The organism is Chryseobacterium sp. II3a (assembly GCF_057815135.1).
Genome location: NZ_JBYPZJ010000008.1, coordinates 132,641 through 151,872, shown reverse-complemented (window position 1 = coordinate 151,872; position 19,232 = coordinate 132,641). Strand labels below are relative to the sequence as shown.

General features: G+C 36.4%; 17 protein-coding genes. 6 read left to right on the top strand and 11 right to left on the bottom strand.

The window, feature by feature from the left end:
- Positions 1–27: 27 nt before the first annotated feature.
- From AC3HD6_RS18160 to AC3HD6_RS18125, 8 genes are all read right to left on the bottom strand, one after another.
- Complete coding sequence (locus AC3HD6_RS18160) at positions 28–657, bottom strand: 7-carboxy-7-deazaguanine synthase QueE (protein WP_488897615.1); 630 nt, start codon at positions 655–657, stop codon at positions 28–30.
- Between the two features lie 7 nt (positions 658–664).
- Positions 665–1,549: a bifunctional 5,10-methylenetetrahydrofolate dehydrogenase/5,10-methenyltetrahydrofolate cyclohydrolase gene (locus AC3HD6_RS18155; RefSeq protein ID WP_068939107.1), complete on the bottom strand. Its 885-nt coding sequence runs from the start codon at positions 1,547–1,549 to the stop codon at positions 665–667.
- Between the two features lie 25 nt (positions 1,550–1,574).
- On the bottom strand, positions 1,575–2,399 hold the full coding sequence (locus AC3HD6_RS18150) for a class I SAM-dependent methyltransferase (protein WP_488897614.1): 825 nt from the start codon (positions 2,397–2,399) through the stop codon (positions 1,575–1,577).
- Positions 2,400–2,402: 3 nt separating this feature from the next.
- Positions 2,403–4,043 carry a glucose-6-phosphate isomerase gene (gene pgi / locus AC3HD6_RS18145; RefSeq protein ID WP_488897613.1) on the bottom strand — a complete coding sequence of 547 codons (1,641 nt, stop codon included), beginning with the start codon at positions 4,041–4,043 and terminating at the stop codon, positions 2,403–2,405.
- Positions 4,044–4,248: 205 nt separating this feature from the next.
- Positions 4,249–4,854 (bottom strand): hypothetical protein, encoded by a 606-nt coding sequence (locus AC3HD6_RS18140; protein ID WP_488897612.1) that lies wholly within the window; start codon positions 4,852–4,854, stop codon positions 4,249–4,251.
- A complete protein-coding gene (locus AC3HD6_RS18135; RefSeq protein ID WP_488897611.1) occupies positions 4,844–5,353 on the bottom strand; it encodes an RNA polymerase sigma factor in 510 nt (169 codons plus the stop codon). The genes AC3HD6_RS18140 and AC3HD6_RS18135 overlap by 11 nt, the downstream gene beginning before the upstream one ends.
- A 24-nt stretch (positions 5,354–5,377) precedes the next feature.
- The gene (locus AC3HD6_RS18130; RefSeq protein ID WP_488897610.1) at positions 5,378–6,253 is read right to left on the bottom strand and encodes a TraB/GumN family protein; all 876 of its coding nucleotides are present in this window, start codon (positions 6,251–6,253) and stop codon (positions 5,378–5,380) included.
- Positions 6,254–6,396: 143 nt separating this feature from the next.
- Entirely contained in the window at positions 6,397–7,320 is a 924-nt protein-coding gene (locus AC3HD6_RS18125) for a DUF4349 domain-containing protein (protein ID WP_488897609.1), read from the bottom strand.
- A gap of 211 nt (positions 7,321–7,531) precedes the next feature.
- On the opposite strand from AC3HD6_RS18125, the gene AC3HD6_RS18120 reads away from it, so the two are divergent.
- Entirely contained in the window at positions 7,532–8,890 is a 1,359-nt protein-coding gene (locus tag AC3HD6_RS18120) for an acyl-CoA dehydrogenase family protein (protein ID WP_488897608.1), read from the top strand.
- A gap of 52 nt (positions 8,891–8,942) precedes the next feature.
- Here AC3HD6_RS18120 and AC3HD6_RS18115 read toward each other — a convergent pair whose 3' ends face one another.
- Positions 8,943–9,320, bottom strand: a complete 378-nt coding sequence (locus AC3HD6_RS18115) for a MauE/DoxX family redox-associated membrane protein (RefSeq protein WP_488897607.1) — start codon at positions 9,318–9,320, stop codon at positions 8,943–8,945.
- Between the two features lie 152 nt (positions 9,321–9,472).
- On the opposite strand from AC3HD6_RS18115, the gene AC3HD6_RS18110 reads away from it, so the two are divergent.
- Positions 9,473–9,721 carry a bacteriocin-like protein gene (locus tag AC3HD6_RS18110; protein ID WP_488897606.1) on the top strand — a complete coding sequence of 83 codons (249 nt, stop codon included), beginning with the start codon at positions 9,473–9,475 and terminating at the stop codon, positions 9,719–9,721.
- A gap of 78 nt (positions 9,722–9,799) precedes the next feature.
- Here AC3HD6_RS18110 and AC3HD6_RS18105 read toward each other — a convergent pair whose 3' ends face one another.
- Complete coding sequence (locus AC3HD6_RS18105; RefSeq protein WP_488897605.1) at positions 9,800–10,912, bottom strand: AI-2E family transporter; 1,113 nt, start codon at positions 10,910–10,912, stop codon at positions 9,800–9,802.
- Between the two features lie 192 nt (positions 10,913–11,104).
- Positions 11,105–13,510, bottom strand: a complete 2,406-nt coding sequence (gene lon / locus AC3HD6_RS18100; protein ID WP_488897604.1) for an endopeptidase La — start codon at positions 13,508–13,510, stop codon at positions 11,105–11,107.
- A 260-nt stretch (positions 13,511–13,770) separates the two neighbouring features.
- Here lon and AC3HD6_RS18095 point away from each other — a divergent pair, with 260 nt between their 5' ends.
- The 4 genes from AC3HD6_RS18095 to AC3HD6_RS18080 all read left to right on the top strand — a co-directional run bounded on the left by AC3HD6_RS18095 (position 13,771) and on the right by AC3HD6_RS18080 (position 19,218).
- On the top strand, positions 13,771–15,924 hold the full coding sequence (locus AC3HD6_RS18095; RefSeq protein ID WP_068939129.1) for a peptidylprolyl isomerase: 2,154 nt from the start codon (positions 13,771–13,773) through the stop codon (positions 15,922–15,924).
- Between the two features lie 128 nt (positions 15,925–16,052).
- The gene (locus tag AC3HD6_RS18090) at positions 16,053–17,003 is read left to right on the top strand and encodes an MlaD family protein (protein ID WP_488897603.1); all 951 of its coding nucleotides are present in this window, start codon (positions 16,053–16,055) and stop codon (positions 17,001–17,003) included.
- An 8-nt stretch (positions 17,004–17,011) separates the two neighbouring features.
- Positions 17,012–18,343, top strand: coding sequence for a 4Fe-4S dicluster domain-containing protein (locus AC3HD6_RS18085; RefSeq protein WP_488897602.1), 1,332 nt, complete (start codon positions 17,012–17,014; stop codon positions 18,341–18,343).
- An 89-nt stretch (positions 18,344–18,432) separates the two neighbouring features.
- The gene (locus AC3HD6_RS18080; protein ID WP_047097183.1) at positions 18,433–19,218 is read left to right on the top strand and encodes a (Fe-S)-binding protein; all 786 of its coding nucleotides are present in this window, start codon (positions 18,433–18,435) and stop codon (positions 19,216–19,218) included.
- The last annotated feature ends 14 nt before the right edge of the window (positions 19,219–19,232 follow it).

The following is a 19,232-nucleotide window of genomic DNA, read 5'->3' as shown; positions in this document are numbered from 1 at the left end:
AGGAACGGCCAGCTAATGTACGTAATTTTACGGTATATTCAGATATTTATGGGTTTGAACTGAAGCCTGCCATTCCGGATGTTCCAGAATAAAGTCTGTAATCTTAGGATACATGTCATTTCTTTTGCTCCATTCACTCTGAAGGTAAAGCTTGCAGTTTTCAGAAACTTTGGCAGCCTGCTCTTCAGCAAATGCAAAGTCATGATTATTAAAAACGATTACTTTAAGCTCGTGTGCCTTTTGATAAATCTCTTCTTTCGGTAATCCTGTTTTCTTTGGGGAAAGGGTAATCCAGTCCAGATGTCCGCTCATAGGATATGCTCCTGAAGTTTCAATATGGATAGTACACCCAAGTTCTTTTAATTTTGAAGTTAGGACCTCCAGATTCCATGTAAGAGGTTCACCTCCTGTAAGAACGATGGTTTTACAATGTTTAGCTGCTGTTTCGGCAATTTCTACAGCGTCCATCAATGGATGAAGCTCCGGATCCCAGCTTTCTTTTACATCACACCAGTGGCAGCCCACATCACAGCCTCCTAATCTGATAAAATAGGCGGCTTTTCCTGTGTGTGCTCCTTCTCCTTGTAAAGTGTAAAAATGCTCCATTACAGGGAGCATTTTACCTTCTTTTAATAAAATATCTTGTTCTTTATTCATTTTAAAATTAGTCGTTATAGACCGAAGTTTTATAAGCAATGATGGTGTTTTTCATCAACATCGCTCTTGTCATTGGGCCTACTCCTCCAGGAACCGGTGTAATCCAGCTGGCTTTTGCTGCACAGCTGTCAAAATCTACATCACCGGCAAGGTAATATCCTTTTGGAGAATCATCGTCTACTCTGGTGATACCCACGTCAACGATAACAGCACCCTCTTTAATCATTTCTCCTTTTAAAAAATGAGGATCTCCCAAAGCTGTAATAACGATGTCTGCCTTTTTTGTATATTCTTCAATGTCTTTTGTGTATGAGTGTGTAAGAGTAACAGTTGAATTTCCAGGGAAATCTTTTCTTCCCATTAAGATACTCATTGGTCTTCCTACAATTTTACTTCTTCCGATAATTACGCAGTCTTTTCCTTTAGTTTCAATATTATACCTTTCCAATAATGTTAAAATACCGAAAGGAGTGGCTGGTAAGAAAGTATCCATTTCAAGGGCCATTTTCCCGAAGTTTTCAGGATGGAACCCGTCTACATCTTTTCTAGGATCAATAGCATTGATAATTTTTTCCTGGTCAACCTGATCTGGTAAAGGAAGCTGAACAATGAATCCATCCACTGCTTTAGATTTATTCAGTTCATCAATTTTTTCCAATAATTCAGATTCCGAAACGGTGCTAGGGAATTTGATTAAGCTGGATTGAAATCCTACCTCTTCGCAGTCTTTTACTTTAGCATTTACATACGCCTTACTTGCTCCGTTGTTTCCTACAAGAATGGCTACCAAATGAGGTGCTCTTCTTTTGCTTGCAAGGATTTTTTCCACTTCAACTTTGATCTCTGCTTTGATTTCCTTGGATACTTTAAGTCCGTCTAGAATTTCTGCCATTTTTACTTTTTACTTTTATTTAGATTTAGATTTTTTCAAATACTACAATATCCTGAAATTCATCGGCGCCTTCCTTTTCTACATCATATCTCCAGAATCCTCCTTGTATTGTTTTCACTTTCAGTCCTGCTTCATGAGCCATTTGAGTCAATAATGGAACGCTTACGGCGATATTGGCTGCCGTTACTTTATCATCCATGAGTCGGTATCCTTCATATTGATGAGGGAAATGCATACTGCCGCCTTCTTTTTTAGATTCATCATACAGAAAGAAAGTTGCCAGACATTGCCCGCCGCTTTTTAAAACCCTGCTGATCTCATTCAGGTATTGTTTAATCTCAGGGATCTGCATATGAGTGAATACCGAAAACAGAAATGCCTTGTCAAACTGAGCATCATCATAAGGAAATGTAAAATTTTCCGCTTTCTGGCTGAAAGTATTATACAGATCATTATAAATCGGCGTAAACTTAAAGTTGAAATTCGGATATTTTTTATGGATGTGTTTGTCGCACCATTTAATTCCTTTTTCTACAGCGTCAAAACCGTCATAAGTCCCTTGGTCTATAAATCCGGAGAGAGCAACAGCAGTTCTTCCGATTCCACAGCCTATATCCAATACATGGTCTGTATTTTTGAGTGCGATATATTTCTTCAGGACATCCATCTGGCGGATTCCATGGGGAATAAAATCACTGCTCCCCACATAAATGTCTCCTTTTTTAGGCTCGTTTTTAGCTCTTTTTCCGGTGATTCCTTCATAAAGGTCTATAGGAAAATAGTAAAGTTTTCTTCCTAAAAGTCTAAAGCCGGGAGGCAGTTTATAATAATATGATCGTAATGCAGACATCTGCTATTTATTTCCTTTATAATAATTAATCAATCCATTGGTAGAGCTGTCATGTGAGGTGATCGTCTCATTGCTTTCAAGCTCAGGTAATATCTTGTTAGCAAGTACTTTACCTAATTCTACTCCAAACTGATCAAAGCTGAAAATATTCCAGATAACCCCTTGAACGAAGATTTTATGCTCATACAGGGCAATTAACTGTCCTAATGAAAAAGGAGTTAATTCTTTGAATAATATAGAGTTAGTAGGGGTGTTTCCATGGAAAACCTTATAGTTTAATACCTGATCTATTTCTTCATCAGACTTTCCTGCACTTCTAAGTTCCTCTTCTACCTCTTCTTCTGTTTTTCCGAAAGCAAGGGCTTCTGTTTGAGCGAAGAAGTTGGCTAATAATTTATCCTGGTGGTCAGAAACTTTATTGGAGCTTTTAGCATAGGCAATAAAGTCTGCTGGAATCAATTCTGTACCTTGGTGAATCAATTGATAAAATGCATGCTGGCCATTTGTTCCGGGTTCTCCCCAAATGATTGGTCCTGTTTCATATTCTACAAATTCACCATTTCTGTCTACACATTTTCCGTTACTTTCCATATCTCCTTGCTGAAGATAAGCTGCAAACCTGTCCAGATATTGTGAATAAGGAAGGATGGCATAGGTAGTTGCTGCGTAGAAATTACGATACCAGATTCCTAAAAGTCCCATTAATACAGGAACGTTTTCAGAGAAATCTTCAGTCTGGAAATGCTGGTCTGTATCAAAAGCTCCCTTTAAAAGCTGCTCAAAGTTTTCATAACCTACAGCCAATACAATGCTTAATCCGATGGCGCTCCAAAGTGAATATCTTCCGCCTACCCAATCCCAGAATTCGAAAATATTTTCTTCTGCGATTCCGAATTGTTTAACCGCTTCAATATTAGTAGATAAAGCTACAAAGTGCTTGGCTACATCTTCATGTTTTCCTGCTTTCAGGAACCAGTCTTTTGCTGAATTGGCATTCGTCATCGTTTCCTGAGTGGTAAACGTTTTAGAAGCAATAATGAATAGAGTAGTTTCAGGGTTTAGGTTTTTAACAACCTCTGCAATATGATTTCCGTCCACATTAGAAACAAAGTGAACATCTAATCTTGTTTTAAAATGTTTTAAAGCTGAACAAACCATCACAGGTCCCAGGTCTGACCCTCCGATTCCGATGTTGACTACATCCGTAATTTCTTTTCCGCTGAAACCTTTATGTTCTCCTGAAATGATTTTTTCAGAAAAAGCTTTCATGTGGTTCAATACTCTTTTGATCTGTGGCTTAATATTTTCGCCATCTACAAGAATTTCACGGTCAGAAAAATCTCTCAAAGCAGTATGCAATACAGCTCTTCCTTCTGTCTCATTGATTTTATCACCAGAGAACATTTTAGAAATAGCATCTTTTAATTGGCATTCTTCTGCCAACTGTAATAAAAGTTCTTTGGTTTTTGAATCAATTAGGTTTTTAGAATAATCGAAAAGGTAGTTATCCTTTTGTAAAGAGAATTCTTCAAAACGGTTCGGGTTATACTGGAAAAGACTTCTTAGTTCAAGGTCATTGGATGCAAAATGTTCATCAAGGGCTTTCCAGCTGTTGGTTTGTATAGGATTTATTTTTGATAGCATGTTGTTGAGAATTTATGGTTCAGAAAATAAAGTGCTGGATTAAATCTTTAAAAACCCATAACGATTTATTTCTGATTTGCAAATTTAAGGAAAAATAAAACCTCAAATAAATTTGAAGATGATAAATAACAATTTTTTAAAAAACAAACCCCCAGAAATGATCTGAGGTTTGCTTTTTATATGTTTAAATACGTTTTTTTTAATATTATTCGTCTATTTCATTCAGAATGTTTTCCAATTGCTTAGCTGAACGGCCGTAAAAATATTTTGTCCATAGAACAATACTTGTTACGAGAAAAAGGGTACCTACTAAAACAATTAAAATCAAAGAATACTGGTGACTATTGGTGAGTTCGGATAGCATTTTTCCTTTTTCTGCTAAAGTATTATAGATTACTAACCCAATAGTGAGCAGGAAGTGGGGGAGAAGTAAAAACCCAAATGAATGATATCTTTCCATATTTAGTTTGAGTTCATGGAAAATTTTCCAAAGGCTGTTCTTCGTATTTCCTGTATAGAGTTCAGTTTGTTTGTAAAATTTATAAAATCCGTAAAGATAATAGGACGATATTACGACCATCAACACATAGGAAATATAATAAATAATATACTGAGAAGAAGGAAATTTAAACTGAAGTGGAAAGAATCCAATAAGAATGATCGCCAGAATCTGTGCTGGAAATTCTTTTTTCATGCTCTTTTGGATTTTTTCGATAGGGTGCTTACTTTCTTTTAATTGTTCTATAGTTTCCGGAATATGAACATTGCTGTCTTCATTATTCCACTGTTCTTTTAGTTGATCAAAATTCATAACCTGATTTTTTTATGATTTGCTGTATTTTTTCTTTTGTTCTGTTAAGTTTTACACGGGCATTGCCTTCGCTGAGCCCGAGGTTGTTTCCAATATCCTTGTGTGACATTCCTTCCATGAAATAAAAGATGATGGCCTTCTCCAGAGGATTCAGTTCCTGAACGGCATGGTAAAAAATTTCCAGCTGTTTATCTTTTGTTGGGTTGTAATCTTCCTGCTGTACTTCGAAATGATGAGAAGAGTCTGTATGGGTTTTTGTTCTTTGCTTCTCCTTCTTTAGATAAGTAATAGCAGTATTGATAGCAACGCGATACATCCATGTAGAAAATTCACTATTTCCCTTAAAGTTTTGATAAGATTTCCACAGCTGGATTAGAATTTCCTGCTGAAGATCTTCCTGGTCTTCTATGGAGTCTGCATAGATCCGGGAAGCTTTATATAGAATACCTTTGTGCTGATTAACGAGCTTTAAAAAGGTTGTTTCGGTTGGAGTACTCACAATAGTTTCATGGTTGGGTTATTGTTATAAGTTAGATACTGGTTTTACGGTGTATCCTTTGGCTTTAAGGAGGTTGATAAGTCCATTGTCGCCCCAAAGATGTCCGCTTCCAACGGCGAAGAAAGAGCTTTGCTTTTTCATGATTTCAGGCATTTTTTCTACCCATTTTGTATTTCGGTCAGTTAGCATGAACTTTTCCTGTTTTTTATTCATGAATTTTGGGTTCTTAATCAGTTGATCCAAGCTTTTTAAATTTTCATTTTTAAAGGCTTCTGTCATTTTTTGTGAAGCAATGGTATATTCGTTACTTAATTTCAGCTGAGAGATCACTTCTTTCAGATTGTAAGATTGACCAATTGAATACATTTGATCATCAACCTTTTCCAGTCCGTTTACACTTTTTTTGTTTTTCAAAGCTGTTTTCAGAAGTTCTATTTCATACATTTTTACTTCATTTGGAGGACATGGGATTGCTTTTGTTGCAATAAGTGCGTAAAGGGCCTGTGGGCTTTGGTTGTCAACATTTTTCAGGTTTGTTCCATAATCAGCAAGTATTTTATCAAGTTCTTTAGCTTCTTCAAGCGTCAGTTGTTCAGATATTTTTTTATCTGCGGCCATCATTTTCTGCATAGCGGCCATTTCATTCTGATCCGTGTAATTGATTTCCATTACAAAATTTTCAGCCTGATTAAGAGCATTCCATGTTTTAGGCTTGATCTCAAAATCTTTACTGCATAAGATATGAAATGTTCCGGCAATATAGGAAGGTTTAGAAAGTCCGTTTCCAGATACTTCCCATAGCAGACTGTTTTCATTTTCCATGTTCTTAGTCTGTGCAGCTACCATTGTGAAATTTGCTGATAATAAAGCTGCAAACCCAAGTTTTATTAAATTTTTCATAGTATTTATTTTTTTTATTTTCTGTTCTTTTTAAATAGTAGGTAAGAGGTGCTTTGCAATCGTTACATTTTTTTTTCAAAAAAATAAAAACCTCCTGAAAACAGGAGGCTGTAAAATCTAAAATTATGATGATAACCTATAGGTTAGGAGTTTTGTTCTGAAGGGTTAGGCTTTTCAGCTGTTTTTACTTTTCTTTTTCTTAAGAAATAAATGACCCCGCCAGCGATTAATACGATTGGCCAAATGTTGATCAGTCCTACGATAATTCTTTGGATCAGATAAAATCCATAGATAAAACCGTCTTTTGCATCATGAATGAAGTTGTATTTGTATTTATTATCAATGCTGTCTGTATTGGTAACGGCAATTTCAGCGATGCGTAATTTGGGTTCCTGGATGTAGATGTCAACGGTGCTGTACTTGAGATTGTCAGCCATGCTCATAGTATTCAGCTTTTGAAGATTTCCTTCAGCCATATTGTTGTCATCTAGTGTTACTTTGTCTTTATTAGTTTTTATTTTATCAATATTTTCTGAGGTCTGCTGGTTTCTTTTTGCCTCCAATTCAGAATATTTGATGTTGGCTGTAACATCTTCCGCATTGATAGTTCTTGAATTTAAAAATAATTTGCTGGTATTAATAGCAGTTAGAAATTCTCCCAGTTTTTCAGTAGGAACTCTTACCTGCATTGTGTTTTCAGTCTTATATTTTTTGATGAGCATGGCTTCAGTATCAGAAGTATTGTAGGTATCTTCATAAGTCACATTGCTCTGCAGGTTGCTTTTAGTAACAAAACCTCCAAGGTCCTGAACAGACTTTTCAATAGCAATAGTAGCATTATACACATCTTTCACTTCCATATTAACATCTGCTGTTTTGATGAACTTTTTATCCTTTACTTCCATACTGGCAACAGATGAAATACTGTCTTCAGAAACTGCTGTAGAATCTGTTGTGGCTTCATAGCTTTTAAGTTCACTGCTATTGGTAGCGTCACTTTTTTTACATGAATAAATTCCCAATAAAAGGACGGCTGATAATGATAGTCTAATGTAATTCGTTTTCATAGCGTAATATTTTTTGAGGTTTTGCTTGAGTCAAAGTTCAGGCAGAATCTTTTGTATTGCTTGAAAATGAAAAGTAAAAAACTTGTAAAGATATTTTTCTATTTTAACATGTTGAATATTAGTGTTTTGTAAAATATGTTGAAAGGTGGGGAGTTGCTTTCGGAGTAATTTTTGCTTATCTTTTTACAAACCAAAATCACAATATATCATTATGTCAAATACCTTTTCTAAAATCAGAAATGCAATAGGACTATTCACATCCATAGATTTTGATCAGCTAAGTGCTATTTCTCAAAAAGTAGATTTGCCCAAACTAATGCATAATTTTTCAAAACTGGATGATAAACAGCTTGCCGGGCTTATGAAAATGCTTGATCCCAATAAGAAAAAGAAAGAGCTTCCACCCATTGATGGAGATTTTTACGATATCTACCATACTTTGAGCCCTGAACAGAGGGAAATTCAGCTTAAAGTAAGAGCTTTTATGGAAAAAGAGGTCAAGCCTTTGGTTAATCATTACTGGCTCAGGGATGAATTTCCTTTCGAATTGATTCCAAAATTCCAGAAACTAGATATTTGTGGTGTCACTTATGAAGGATACGGCTGTCCGGGAATGCCTTTTCTGATGGAAGGTGTTATTGCTATGGAAATGGCAAGAATTGATGCTTCTATTGCTACATTCTTTGGCGTACAGTCAGGACTGGCAATGGGTTCTATTTATATTTGTGGTTCGGAAGAACAAAAACAAAAATGGCTTCCGCAGATGCAGAAGTTTGAAAAAATAGGAGCCTTTGGATTGACAGAACCGGAAGTGGGCTCTGGAGCTGCGGGTGGCCTTACTGTTACCTGTAAAAAAACAGAAGATGGCTGGATTTTGAATGGTCAGAAAAAATGGATCGGAAATGCAACCTTTGCTGATCTTGTGATTATCTGGGCAAAAGATTTAGATAGTGGAGAAGTGAAAGGATTTATTGTTGAAAAAGATAATCCAGGATATTCTGTAGAAAAAATAAAGGGTAAAATGGCCTTGCGAATCGTTCAGAACGGATTAATTACGCTTAAAGATTGTTTGATCACAGAGGAAAACCGTTTACAGAATGCCAATTCGTTTAAAGATACCGGGAAAGTGCTGAGAATGACAAGAGCAGGAGTAGCTTGGATGGCGACAGGATGTGCAAGAGGAGCCTATGAAAGCGCTTTAGCTTATACCCGAACAAGAGAGCAATTTGGAAAACCAATTGCTTCATTTCAGATGATTCAAGGGCATTTGGTAGAAATGTTATCCAATCTTACCGCCATGCAGACCATGGTTTTCAGATTGTCTGAGATGCAGGATGAAGGAATTCTTAAAGATGAACATGCTTCATTAGCCAAGGTCTTCTGTACATTAAGAACGCGCGATATCGTTTCCAGAGCAAGAGAAGTAATGGGTGGAAATGGTATTCTTCTGGAATATGATGTAGCCCGTTTCGTAGCAGATGCTGAAGCAATTTACTCTTATGAAGGCACAAAAGAAATTAACTCGCTCATCGTAGGACGATCGATCACAGGATTTAGTGCTTTTATATAATTAAAACTAGCAGATGAAATTCAATATTATCTGCTAGTGTAAGTTTTAATGGCTATCCAACCAGGTTTTTATATTTCTCTTTATTGTCAATCAAGATCCAGATATTGATCAGAAATAAGATCCCGGAGATGCAGATTCCGGTAGTTGAAGGATCTCTGTAAACGTTGTGGATCACAATTCCTGTCAGAACAGGGAAGATAATAATGGCTCCCAGTGCTCGTGTTTTTGGGAAGATGAATAGTAGCCCTCCTATTACTTCTACAGTCCCTACAAGCGGTAATAACCAACCTATTTCTCCAAATGCTGCATATAGTTTCATTTGGGCTTCAGTGAGTGGTGGAACTGGATTGTAATGAAAGAACTTGTCTAATCCTGCATTAATAAACATAACTCCAAATAAGATGCAGATGATGAGTTTAATGATTTTCATAATAAATATTTTATATCAAATGTAAAATAAAAAATACAACTATTTTATGATTTTTTTAACAAAACATGAGATTGTTTGTGTTAATGATTGGTTAATGTTGTATTTTATCTTATTTTATTATTTATATTTGAGTACAAACTAAACTAATAATTATGTTGAAAAATCTTAAAAAACTAAATCGAACAAACTTAAGAGAAATTCAGGGAGGTATAGGTATTGGAAAATGCGATATCGGCCCAATTGGATGCCCATGTAAAATTCCTCCTGGAGACCCTTGTTTAGGAGGTCCTGGTGGAGGTGGGGGACCAGATTACGGATACTGTCCGGATATACAGGCTAATATTCTTTGTACAGAAACCTGTCCAAATGGAATGCATCCCTATTGTGCTGCAAGTGTATAAGGGGTATACAAATAAAAATAAGGCTGCTTTTTAAGCAGCCTTATTTATTACTCATTATTTATCACTTATTGATAATATTTAGTCCATTTCTTTCAAAGTAATATTTTTTGAAATTTTATAGCTTTTCTTCTTTTTGTTTGGTCTTTCTTCCTCTCCAAGCAGTTTTCCCCAAGGTTTTAAATCGTCAACTTTTTCGCAAATGATTTTAATAATAGCAATTGCAGGAATACAAAGAAACATCCCAGCAATTCCCCAAAGGTGTTCCCCTAAAAGAATTCCTATAAAAGAAAATAATGCATTGATCTTCACTCGGGAACCTACAACAAATGGAAGCACAATATTTCCATCTATAGCATGAATGCCAATATATCCGATCGCAACATAAATACATGTTGAAGGGCTGCCGGTTGCAAACGCAATAAAGCAGGATATAACAAGCGAGATGAAAATACCCAGATATGGAATTACATTTAATAATCCTGTTAAAACTGCTAAAAGAATAGCATATTTTACGCCTAAAACAGTAAGTACGATAGACGTCAAGATAGATACAATAATAACCTGAAGACAAAGTCCGAAGATATACTTCTTGGTCATTACACGAATTTCATTCACCGCAGCCTGAACACTTGACTTATGTCTTTCTTTAAAAACAGTAACAATAAAGTTATTCAAGAGCCTTCTGTAATTTAAAATAAAGATAAAAAACAGGGTAAAGAATATGATAAACCCAAATCCGGTTGAAAAAATGCCAAATGTAAAGCCTAAAATAGCACCGGAGGAAGATAGAAGTTTATTAAGTCCCTGGTTGATATAATCTACCTGTTCATCTACCTTCACATTGAAAGTTTTGGAAACCCAATGCTGAGCATTATTAAAAACGGTAGTAAGCTGTTCTCTTAAATGTGGGAGATCTTTACTAAAGTCAGATAACTGATTGGTGAAAAAATAAATAATCCCCGCTAATATAATCAACATAATAAAAACGGAGGTCATTGTTGACATAGATCTCGGAAATCTTAGCTTTCTTTCCATAAATGTAGCTGCTGGTAAAAACAGCATTGCCATCAGGAATGCAAAGAAGAAGGGAGCTAAAATAGTTTGTCCCAATGCTAAAAGATACCCGATTCCAATAATCGATATAACGACAAGGGTCAGCTTGACAAGGAAAGGAAGTCTAAGAAAATTCATAATCTAAAAATCTGCAGTGTGGAATAAAAATAAGAAAAACCCGTCGATCTGAAGAATTTTTTATTCAAACAGTATGGATTTTTCTATCTCCAGATCAAAATTCATTCCTAAATCCCTTTATAAAAGCAGAAACACGCTCTGAAATTCAGAGCGTGTTTCTTATTGAGAAGTTAATATGTAAATGAATTGTTTTTATTTTTCAATGGCGATATCAATGACCTCTTCCATTCTGTTGACATAATGTACTTTCAGATTCTTTAAATAATCTTTCTTGATTTCTTCTACATCTTTTCGGTTAGCCTCACAAAGAATCACATCTTTTATCCCGGCTCTGGTTGCTGCAAGAAGTTTTTCTTTAATTCCACCTACAGGAAGTACCTTTCCTCTTAGCGTAATTTCTCCTGTCATGGCAAGGTGTGGTTTTATCTTTTTGTTTTTGAAAGAAGAAACCATTGATGTCAGCATGGCAATACCAGCAGAAGGTCCGTCTTTAGGAGTTGCACCCTCAGGAACATGCACGTGGATGTTTTTCTTATCCAGGTCTTCCTGAGCAATTCCAAGTTCGTCGTGTTTAGCTTTAATATATTCAAGAGCAATAGTAGCAGATTCTTTCATCACAGTTCCCAGGTTTCCGGTCATGGTTAAAGCTCCTTTTCCATTGCTTAGAATGCTTTCAATGTATAAAATGTCTCCACCTACACTCGTCCAGGCAAGACCTGTAACTACACCAGGTACACCCGTAATTTCAGATAAGCTCTTTGGTCTTGGAACTCCAAGAATTTCATCTACTTTTTCCAATGAGATTTTAGGATCGTATTCTTTTACTAAAGCCGTTTGTAATGCTACCCATCTTGCCACAGAGGCAATTCTTTTCTCTAAGGTTCTTACCCCGCTTTCGGATGTGTGAGCCTCAATGATATGTTTAAGTTCAGGATTTCCAAGCTTGAATGATTTGATGTCCAAACCATTCTCTTCCTGTTGTTTTTTGATTAAATGTCTTTTAGCAATCTCAATCTTTTCCTCCAGAGTATATCCGGCAATCTGGATAATTTCTGTTCTGTCCAGAAGCGGAGTCTGAATGGTAGAAAGAGAGTTGGCTGTTGCGATAAACATTACTTTCGATAAGTCATATCCCATTTCTAAGAAGTTGTCATAGAAAGATTTATTTTGTTCAGGGTCAAGTACTTCTAAGAGTGCAGAGCTTGGGTCCCCGTGAAGTCCCTGTCCGATTTTATCGATCTCATCCAATACAATTACCGGATTTGAAGTTCCGGACTTTTTGATGGATTGCAGGATTCTTCCGGCCATTGCCCCAATATAAGTTTTTCTATGTCCGCGGATTTCACTTTCGTCATGAAGCCCCCCTAAAGATAATCTTACATATTTTCTTCCTAAAGCATCTGCAATAGATTTACCTAATGAAGTCTTACCTACTCCCGGAGGTCCTACCAATAATAGGATAGGAGATTTCATGTTGTTTTTTAGTTTTAAAACAGCCATGTGTTCCAGGATTCTTTTCTTAATGTCTTCAAGTCCGAAATGGGCTTTGTCTAAAACTTTTTCAGCCTTAGCAATGTCAAAAATATCTTTGGTGTAAGTTTCCCATGGAAGATCTGTGAAGAAATCCAGATAATTTCTCTGTACATTATAGTCCGGAGAATTAGGATTCTGCCTTTGTAATCTGCCGATTTCCTTCTGGAAATGTTCTTCAACTTCCTGGTTCCATTTTTTTGTTTTCGCCTTTGCAATAAGATCTGCCACATCACTTTCAGGTCCGCCACCAAGTTCTTCCTGGATTGTTCTGATCTGTTGGTTCAGGAAATACTCTCTTTGCTGTTTATCAAGATCTTTTGAAGTTTTCTGATGGATCTGATTTCTCAATTCCAGCTTTCTGAAATCCTCATGCATCATTTCATAGCATTTATTGGCTCTTTCCATCATACTTTTTTCCTCCAGTAATCTTTGTTTCTCCAAAGATGGGAAGCTGGCATTGGTACAAATGAAATTCAGCAAATCATCATTGTTGTTGATGTTTTTGATAGCAAAGTTAGCCGCATTCGGAATATTAGGATCAAGCTCAATGATTTTTAAAGCAAGATCTTTTACATTTTCCAGTAAAGCTTCATATTCCTCCTGATTTTTAGGCCTTGCATCCTTTAGTTTTGTAATTTCAGCTTTGAAATAAGGTTGGTTGTCAACAATCTTCTTGATTTTAAACCTGTGAAAACCTTTAGTAATAGCTGTAATATTACCTTCAGGAAGTTTTATAATCTTAATGATCTTCGCTAATGTACCGGTTGTGTAAATATCTTTTTCGGTAGGTTGCTCAAGATCAGAATTCTTCTGGCTTACAATTCCAATGAAATCTCCATTTTTCTGTGCTTCCTCAAGGAGCTGTATAGAGGTTTTTCTTCCTGCAGTGATAGGAATTACCACATTAGGGAACATCACCATGTTTCTTACGGGAAGTATTGGGAATATTTTCTGTTCGGAATTCTTTTCAGTCTCACCAAAGTCGGAAAGATTGATTTCCTCAGTGACAATATCAAAACCGTCGCCGATCATTTCTTCTAAACTTATATCTTCAAATTCTGTCATAATGGATCTAATGACAAATTGTCATTTTCGTTTTTAATCGTTATATTGATTTTTTATAATATGCTCTGAAAACGTGTGCTATATTATAATGTACTAGAATGCACAATACTTATGCCATTTGTTTTTTGCTTAAAAATATGGTCAAAATTTCCTTTTTTAGATAATCTTTAGGAATTAAAATTAAAATAAAGAACTTCTGCTTCTCTAATTTCTTAAAAATGTGTATTTTCGCAAACTGATAAAAAACTATAATTTATAAAATGGCAATTTTAGGACAGATTAGGAGTAAGCCTTGGCTTTTAATGGGAGTAATAGCCTTAGCGCTTTTGGCGTTCTTGGTGAACCCAGATAGTATCGACAAGGTTTTTGGTAAGAATCCTGACGTTTTAGGAAAAGTAAACGGTGAGAAAATCACCCGCGAAGAGTTCAATGATCAGCTTTTCGTGCTGCAGCAACAGGCTGAGCAGCAAGGTCGTCCAAAGAACGGTCTTGAAGAGCAGGCTTGGCAGTTACTGGTTCAATCTAAGCTTATCAAGCAGCAGTTTGAGAAATTGGGCTTTGAAATGACAGACGATTATTTCTGGAATCAAATCCAGTATGATCAGATGTTCGCTCAAAATCAACAGTTTTTTGATGAGAAAGGGAACTTTAAAACTCAAGAGCTTAAAAAAGAAATTGAAACATTACAAAACACTAACCCTCAGGGATATGCTCAATGGTTGAAAACTAGAAAATCAATCGAGTACAGACTGATGGCAAGACAGGTGTTTACCAATATCTCAGCAGGGATTACTACTGGTAAGAAAGAAGCTGAAGAATTGATGAAAGAAAGAGATCAGCTTGCTGACATCGACTTTGTAAAGGTAGACTATGCTGCTTACCTTCAGAAAACAAAGATCAATGTTACTACAGCAGATCTTGCTGACTATATCAAACAGCATCCTGTAATGTTCAAAGCTGAGCCTAGCAGAAACCTAGGTATTGTATTTTTTCCTTCTAAGCCAAGTGCCGCAGATGATGCAGCTGCTTTAAAGGAGATTACTAAATTATACTCAGGAGGTACTGATGCTAGTGGGGGTACTGAAAACTTCCAAAATACAAAGAATGACTCTATGTTTGTTATGGCAAACTCAGATTCACCTTTCAATCCTCAGTATGTGAAGCCTACACAATTGCCAGCTACTATACAAGGTCAGATCGCAACAGCTGCGGTAGGACAGACTTTTGGTCCATACAAAGAACAAAATTTCTATGTAGTTTCTAAGCTTGTAGGTAAAAAGACTTCAGATTCTACATTGTCAAGACATATTCTGATCGCTTTCAAAGGAAGCCCTGCAGGAGAAGGAGTGACGAGATCTAAAGAGCAGGCTAAGAAATTGGCAGACTCTATTGGAGCGATTGTAAAGTCAACACCTGCTAAATTTACAGAATTCCTTAAGCTGTCAAATGATCCAAATTCTGCTGCACAAGGTGGTAGTCTTGGTTGGACAACTCCAGAAACACCTTTCGTTCCCGAGTTTCTTACTTATTTGGCAAACAACCCTAAAGGAGCAACAGGAGTTGTGGAAACTCAGTTTGGGTACCACATCATCAATATCGAAGATAAAAAGTCTGGATCGATGGGGTATAAGGTGGCAAATCTTGTAAAGGAGATCAAACCTTCAGATGCAACAGAAGCTGAGACAGATAAAAACTCTAGAAAATTCATTCAGCAGGTTCAAGGAAAATCTTTCAACGATTTCGTGAACATTGCTAAAAAAGGAAATTTCCAGTTTACTAATCCTAAAGCGGCGAAGAGATTCGAAGGTCAACTTCAGGGATTAGGTACTGAAAAAGATAGCGATATCCTTACTTGGGCTTTTGATAAGAAAAGATCTAAAGGAGATACAGAGCTATTCAATGTAGACGGAACAGGAGATAAAATTGTAGTATATCTTAACGGAAAACAGGAAGCAGGTCTTGCTGATCCTGAATCGGTAAGAGATCAGATTGAGATAATTGTTAAAAACAAATTGGCAGCAAAACAGATTTCTGAGAAAATCGCAGCTGCAAAAGCTTCAGGTTTAGATCAGATTGCTACGATGTTTGCTACAACAAAACAAACAGCTCAGGTGAATATGCTGAACCCTTCAGTAGCTGGAGCTATGGAACCTAAAGTTGCCGGTGCAGCGTTCGGTGTTGCAAAAGGTAAGCTTTCTAAGCCGGTTGAAGGAGGAACAGGAGTTTATGTATTGATTAAAAAATCAGAAACAGTAAACAAACAACCTGGTGACCTTAAACAATTCACTGAGTCTATTTCTCAGAGAAATGCAGGAATGTTCGGACAAGCTTGGTTGAAGAGTCTTCAGGATAATGCAGATATCCAAGACTACAGAATTGAGATCTGGAACAAGCTGGGAAATCAGCAGCAATAAGAGATTAATATCTATCAATATAAAAGCGACAATTTTTTTGTCGCTTTTTTTTGTATTTAACGCAGAATAATAAAGGAAAAGATTTATTTAAAATGTATTATATTTGCTTATTAGAAAAAAATTAGCAAGTGAAGTTCAGTAAAGAATTAAAAGCTGGTGTGATTGCACTTCTAGCTATCGTAGGCTTTGTGGTGTTGTTTCAATTTATGAAAGGGAAAAGCCTTTTTACTACCGACAATATCTTTTACGCAAAATATGACAATGTAGAAGGCCTCGCGCAATCTTCAGCAGTGTCTATTAATGGTCTTAAAGTAGGCCAGGTTGATAAGATCATTCCTCAAACAGCAAAGGATGGTAAAATCAGTTTTGTTGTAAAAATTACGGTTGATAACAAATTTGAATTTTCAAAAAATTCAACACTGGAAATTTTTGAACCAGGATTAATGTCTGGTAAAGAAATGAGAGTAAACCTAATGTATGGCGGTGTAACTGCCAAGGATGGTGATACGTTGAAAGGGGCTTTCAAACTAGGGACACTGGGAAGTCTTTCTTCTCAGGTAGGTCCGGTAAAAGATCAATTGCAGGTAGTTCTCCACAGGGTAGACTCTTTAATGGCAAATGCTAATCTGCTGGTTGATGCACAAAACAGAGCTGAAATAAAAGCTCTATTATCCAACCTTAACAAAACAGTAGGAGCACTTCAGACCACTGCAGGAAACGTAAACAGTCTGGTAGGTCATAACGATCCAAAACTTCAAAAAGTATTGGATGATGCAAGCCTTACCATGCAAAGTGGAAAAGTAACTCTGGATAAATACGGAAATCTTGCACAGAGTATTGATACCAAGCAATTAAACGCAACGATTGCTAATCTTGATGCTACGGTAGGAAAACTGAATCAGGTAATTGGCGGAATAGACAAAGGAGAGGGAAGCTTAGGAAAGCTGATGAAGGATGACAAACTGTACAATAATCTGAATTCAGCGTCTTCTAATTTGAATTCATTAATTGAAGATATGAAAGCGAACCCTAAGAGATATATCAATTTCTCAGTTTTCGGTAAAAACAATAAAGACTAATATGCCTTATGCAGTACATCGATAACATTATTTTCCTGATTTTATTAGTGGCAGGATTTGGACTGTTTGCCAAAAGCCTGCTGAAGATCTATAGAAATATCAGACTTGGTCATGAGATCAATAGAACCGACAGAAGATCTGAACGCTGGAGTACGATGGCTAGAGTAGCTATGGGACAAAGCAAGATGGTGAAGCGTCCTATTGCTGGAGTTTTACACCTTTTCGTATATGTAGGTTTTGTGATTATTAATATAGAGCTTATTGAAATTATTGTTGATGGACTGTTTGGAACACACCGTTTCCTGGCTTCAGTTTTCGGAAACGGATTTTATAGCTTCTTTACTGCGACATTAGAAATTCTTGCACTTCTTGTAGTAATAGGAGTTGTCGTATTTTTCATCAGAAGAAACTTTTATGGAGTAAAGAGATTAACCATGAAAGAACTTTTCGGATGGCCAAAACAGGATGCTAATTGGATTCTTATCATTGAATTTGCCTTAATGATGGCTTTCTTTAAAATGAATGCTGCTGATTGGGTATTACAGCAAAGAGGGGTATTGCCTGCACTGGGAAGCTTCCCGATTAGTTCTGCTATTTTAGGGCCTGTTTTCAGTAGTTTTGGTGACGGATTCTTACATTTTACAGAAAAAGGAGCTTGGTGGTTCCATTTTGTAGGGATACTTTTCTTCATGAATTATCTTTACTATTCAAAACATTTGCATATTATTTTAGCATTCCCAAGCACTTGGTATGCGAATCTTGATAAAAAAGGAAAATTCAACAATCTTGATTCTGTAACCAAAGAGATCAAATTGATGATGGATCCTAACGCTGACCCTTATGCTGCACCGGCAGAAGGTACTGAAGCTGATGTACCCTCTAAATTTGGTGCTGAAGATATTTTTGACCTTAATCAGGTACAATTATTAAACGCTTATTCTTGTACAGAATGTGGACGTTGTACTTCTGTTTGTCCTGCTAATATTACAGGAAAAAAACTATCTCCGAGATTAATCTTAATGAAAACAAGAGACAGATTGGAAGAAGTTGGCAGAAATATTGATAAAAATGGAAAATTTGTAGATGACGGCAAAAAGCTGCTGAATGACTATATCACCAAGGAAGAACTTTGGGCTTGTACTACATGTAATGCCTGTACAGATGCTTGTCCTGTATTGCTAGACCCACTTTCTATTATCTTTGAAATGAGAAGATTCCTGGTTATGGAACAGTCTGCAGCTCCACAGGAATTGAATCTGATGATGACGAACGTGGAAAATAATGCAGCCCCTTGGCAATATAATCAGGCAGACCGTCTGAACTGGGCTAATGAAAACTAAATAATTAATCAATTTGAAAATTTGAAAATTGATTAAAGTCAATTCATTTTCAAATTTCCAAATTCTCACATTTTCAAATTGGAAAAGAAATGGATTTCAATATAAAAACAATGGCAGAATATGCTGCCGAAGGAAAAGCACCGGAAGTTTTATTTTGGGTTGGTTGTGCAGGAAGTTTTGATGACCGTGCTAAAAAAATTACAAAAGCATTTTGCAAAATATTGAATAAGATAGGGGTAGAATTTGCTGTTTTGGGACAGGAAGAAAGCTGCACCGGAGATCCTGCGAAAAGAGCTGGTAATGAGTTCGTTTTTCAGATGATGGCTCTTACCAATATTGAGGTTCTGAATGCTTACGAAGTGAAGAAAATTGTAACAGCATGTCCACACTGTTTCAATACCCTTAAAAATGAATATCCGAGTCTTGGAGGCCATTTTGAAGTAGTTCATCATACTCAATTCCTTAAAACCTTAATGGAAGAAGGGAGATTGAAAATTGAAGGTGGGGCGTTCAAAGGGAAAAAAATCACTTTCCATGATCCATGTTACCTGGGACGAGCCAATGATGAATATGAAGCTCCAAGAATGCTTCTTGAAAAATTGGATGCTGAGCTTGTAGAAATGAAGCGCTGCAAAACAAACGGGCTTTGTTGTGGAGCCGGTGGTGCACAGATGTTTAAAGAACCTGAAAAAGGGAATAAAGACATCAATATTGAAAGAACAGAAGAAGCTTTATCTTTTGAACCAAAGGTGATTGCAACAGGATGCCCATTCTGTAATACTATGATGACAGATGGAGTAAAGCATTTCAATAAAAATACAGAGGTTGCAGTAAAAGATATCGTTGAGCTTCTTGCTGAAGCAGAGGATTTATAATTGTAATCTTATAC

Coding starts and splice junctions, on each gene's coding strand:
- AC3HD6_RS18125 (WP_488897609.1), bottom strand. CDS start 7,320: ATGAAAACGAATTACATTAGACTATCATTATCAGCCGTCCTTTTATTG.
- AC3HD6_RS18150 (WP_488897614.1), bottom strand. CDS start 2,399: ATGTCTGCATTACGATCATATTATTATAAACTGCCTCCCGGCTTTAGA.
- AC3HD6_RS18140 (WP_488897612.1), bottom strand. CDS start 4,854: ATGAATTTTGATCAACTAAAAGAACAGTGGAATAATGAAGACAGCAAT.
- lon (WP_488897604.1), bottom strand. CDS start 13,510: ATGACAGAATTTGAAGATATAAGTTTAGAAGAAATGATCGGCGACGGT.
- AC3HD6_RS18115 (WP_488897607.1), bottom strand. CDS start 9,320: ATGAAAATCATTAAACTCATCATCTGCATCTTATTTGGAGTTATGTTT.
- pgi (WP_488897613.1), bottom strand. CDS start 4,043: ATGCTATCAAAAATAAATCCTATACAAACCAACAGCTGGAAAGCCCTT.
- AC3HD6_RS18130 (WP_488897610.1), bottom strand. CDS start 6,253: ATGAAAAATTTAATAAAACTTGGGTTTGCAGCTTTATTATCAGCAAAT.
- AC3HD6_RS18155 (WP_068939107.1), bottom strand. CDS start 1,549: ATGGCAGAAATTCTAGACGGACTTAAAGTATCCAAGGAAATCAAAGCA.
- AC3HD6_RS18085 (WP_488897602.1), top strand. CDS start 17,012: ATGCAGTACATCGATAACATTATTTTCCTGATTTTATTAGTGGCAGGA.
- AC3HD6_RS18095 (WP_068939129.1), top strand. CDS start 13,771: ATGGCAATTTTAGGACAGATTAGGAGTAAGCCTTGGCTTTTAATGGGA.
- AC3HD6_RS18080 (WP_047097183.1), top strand. CDS start 18,433: ATGGATTTCAATATAAAAACAATGGCAGAATATGCTGCCGAAGGAAAA.
- AC3HD6_RS18120 (WP_488897608.1), top strand. CDS start 7,532: ATGTCAAATACCTTTTCTAAAATCAGAAATGCAATAGGACTATTCACA.
- AC3HD6_RS18110 (WP_488897606.1), top strand. CDS start 9,473: ATGTTGAAAAATCTTAAAAAACTAAATCGAACAAACTTAAGAGAAATT.
- AC3HD6_RS18160 (WP_488897615.1), bottom strand. CDS start 657: ATGAATAAAGAACAAGATATTTTATTAAAAGAAGGTAAAATGCTCCCT.
- AC3HD6_RS18105 (WP_488897605.1), bottom strand. CDS start 10,912: ATGAATTTTCTTAGACTTCCTTTCCTTGTCAAGCTGACCCTTGTCGTT.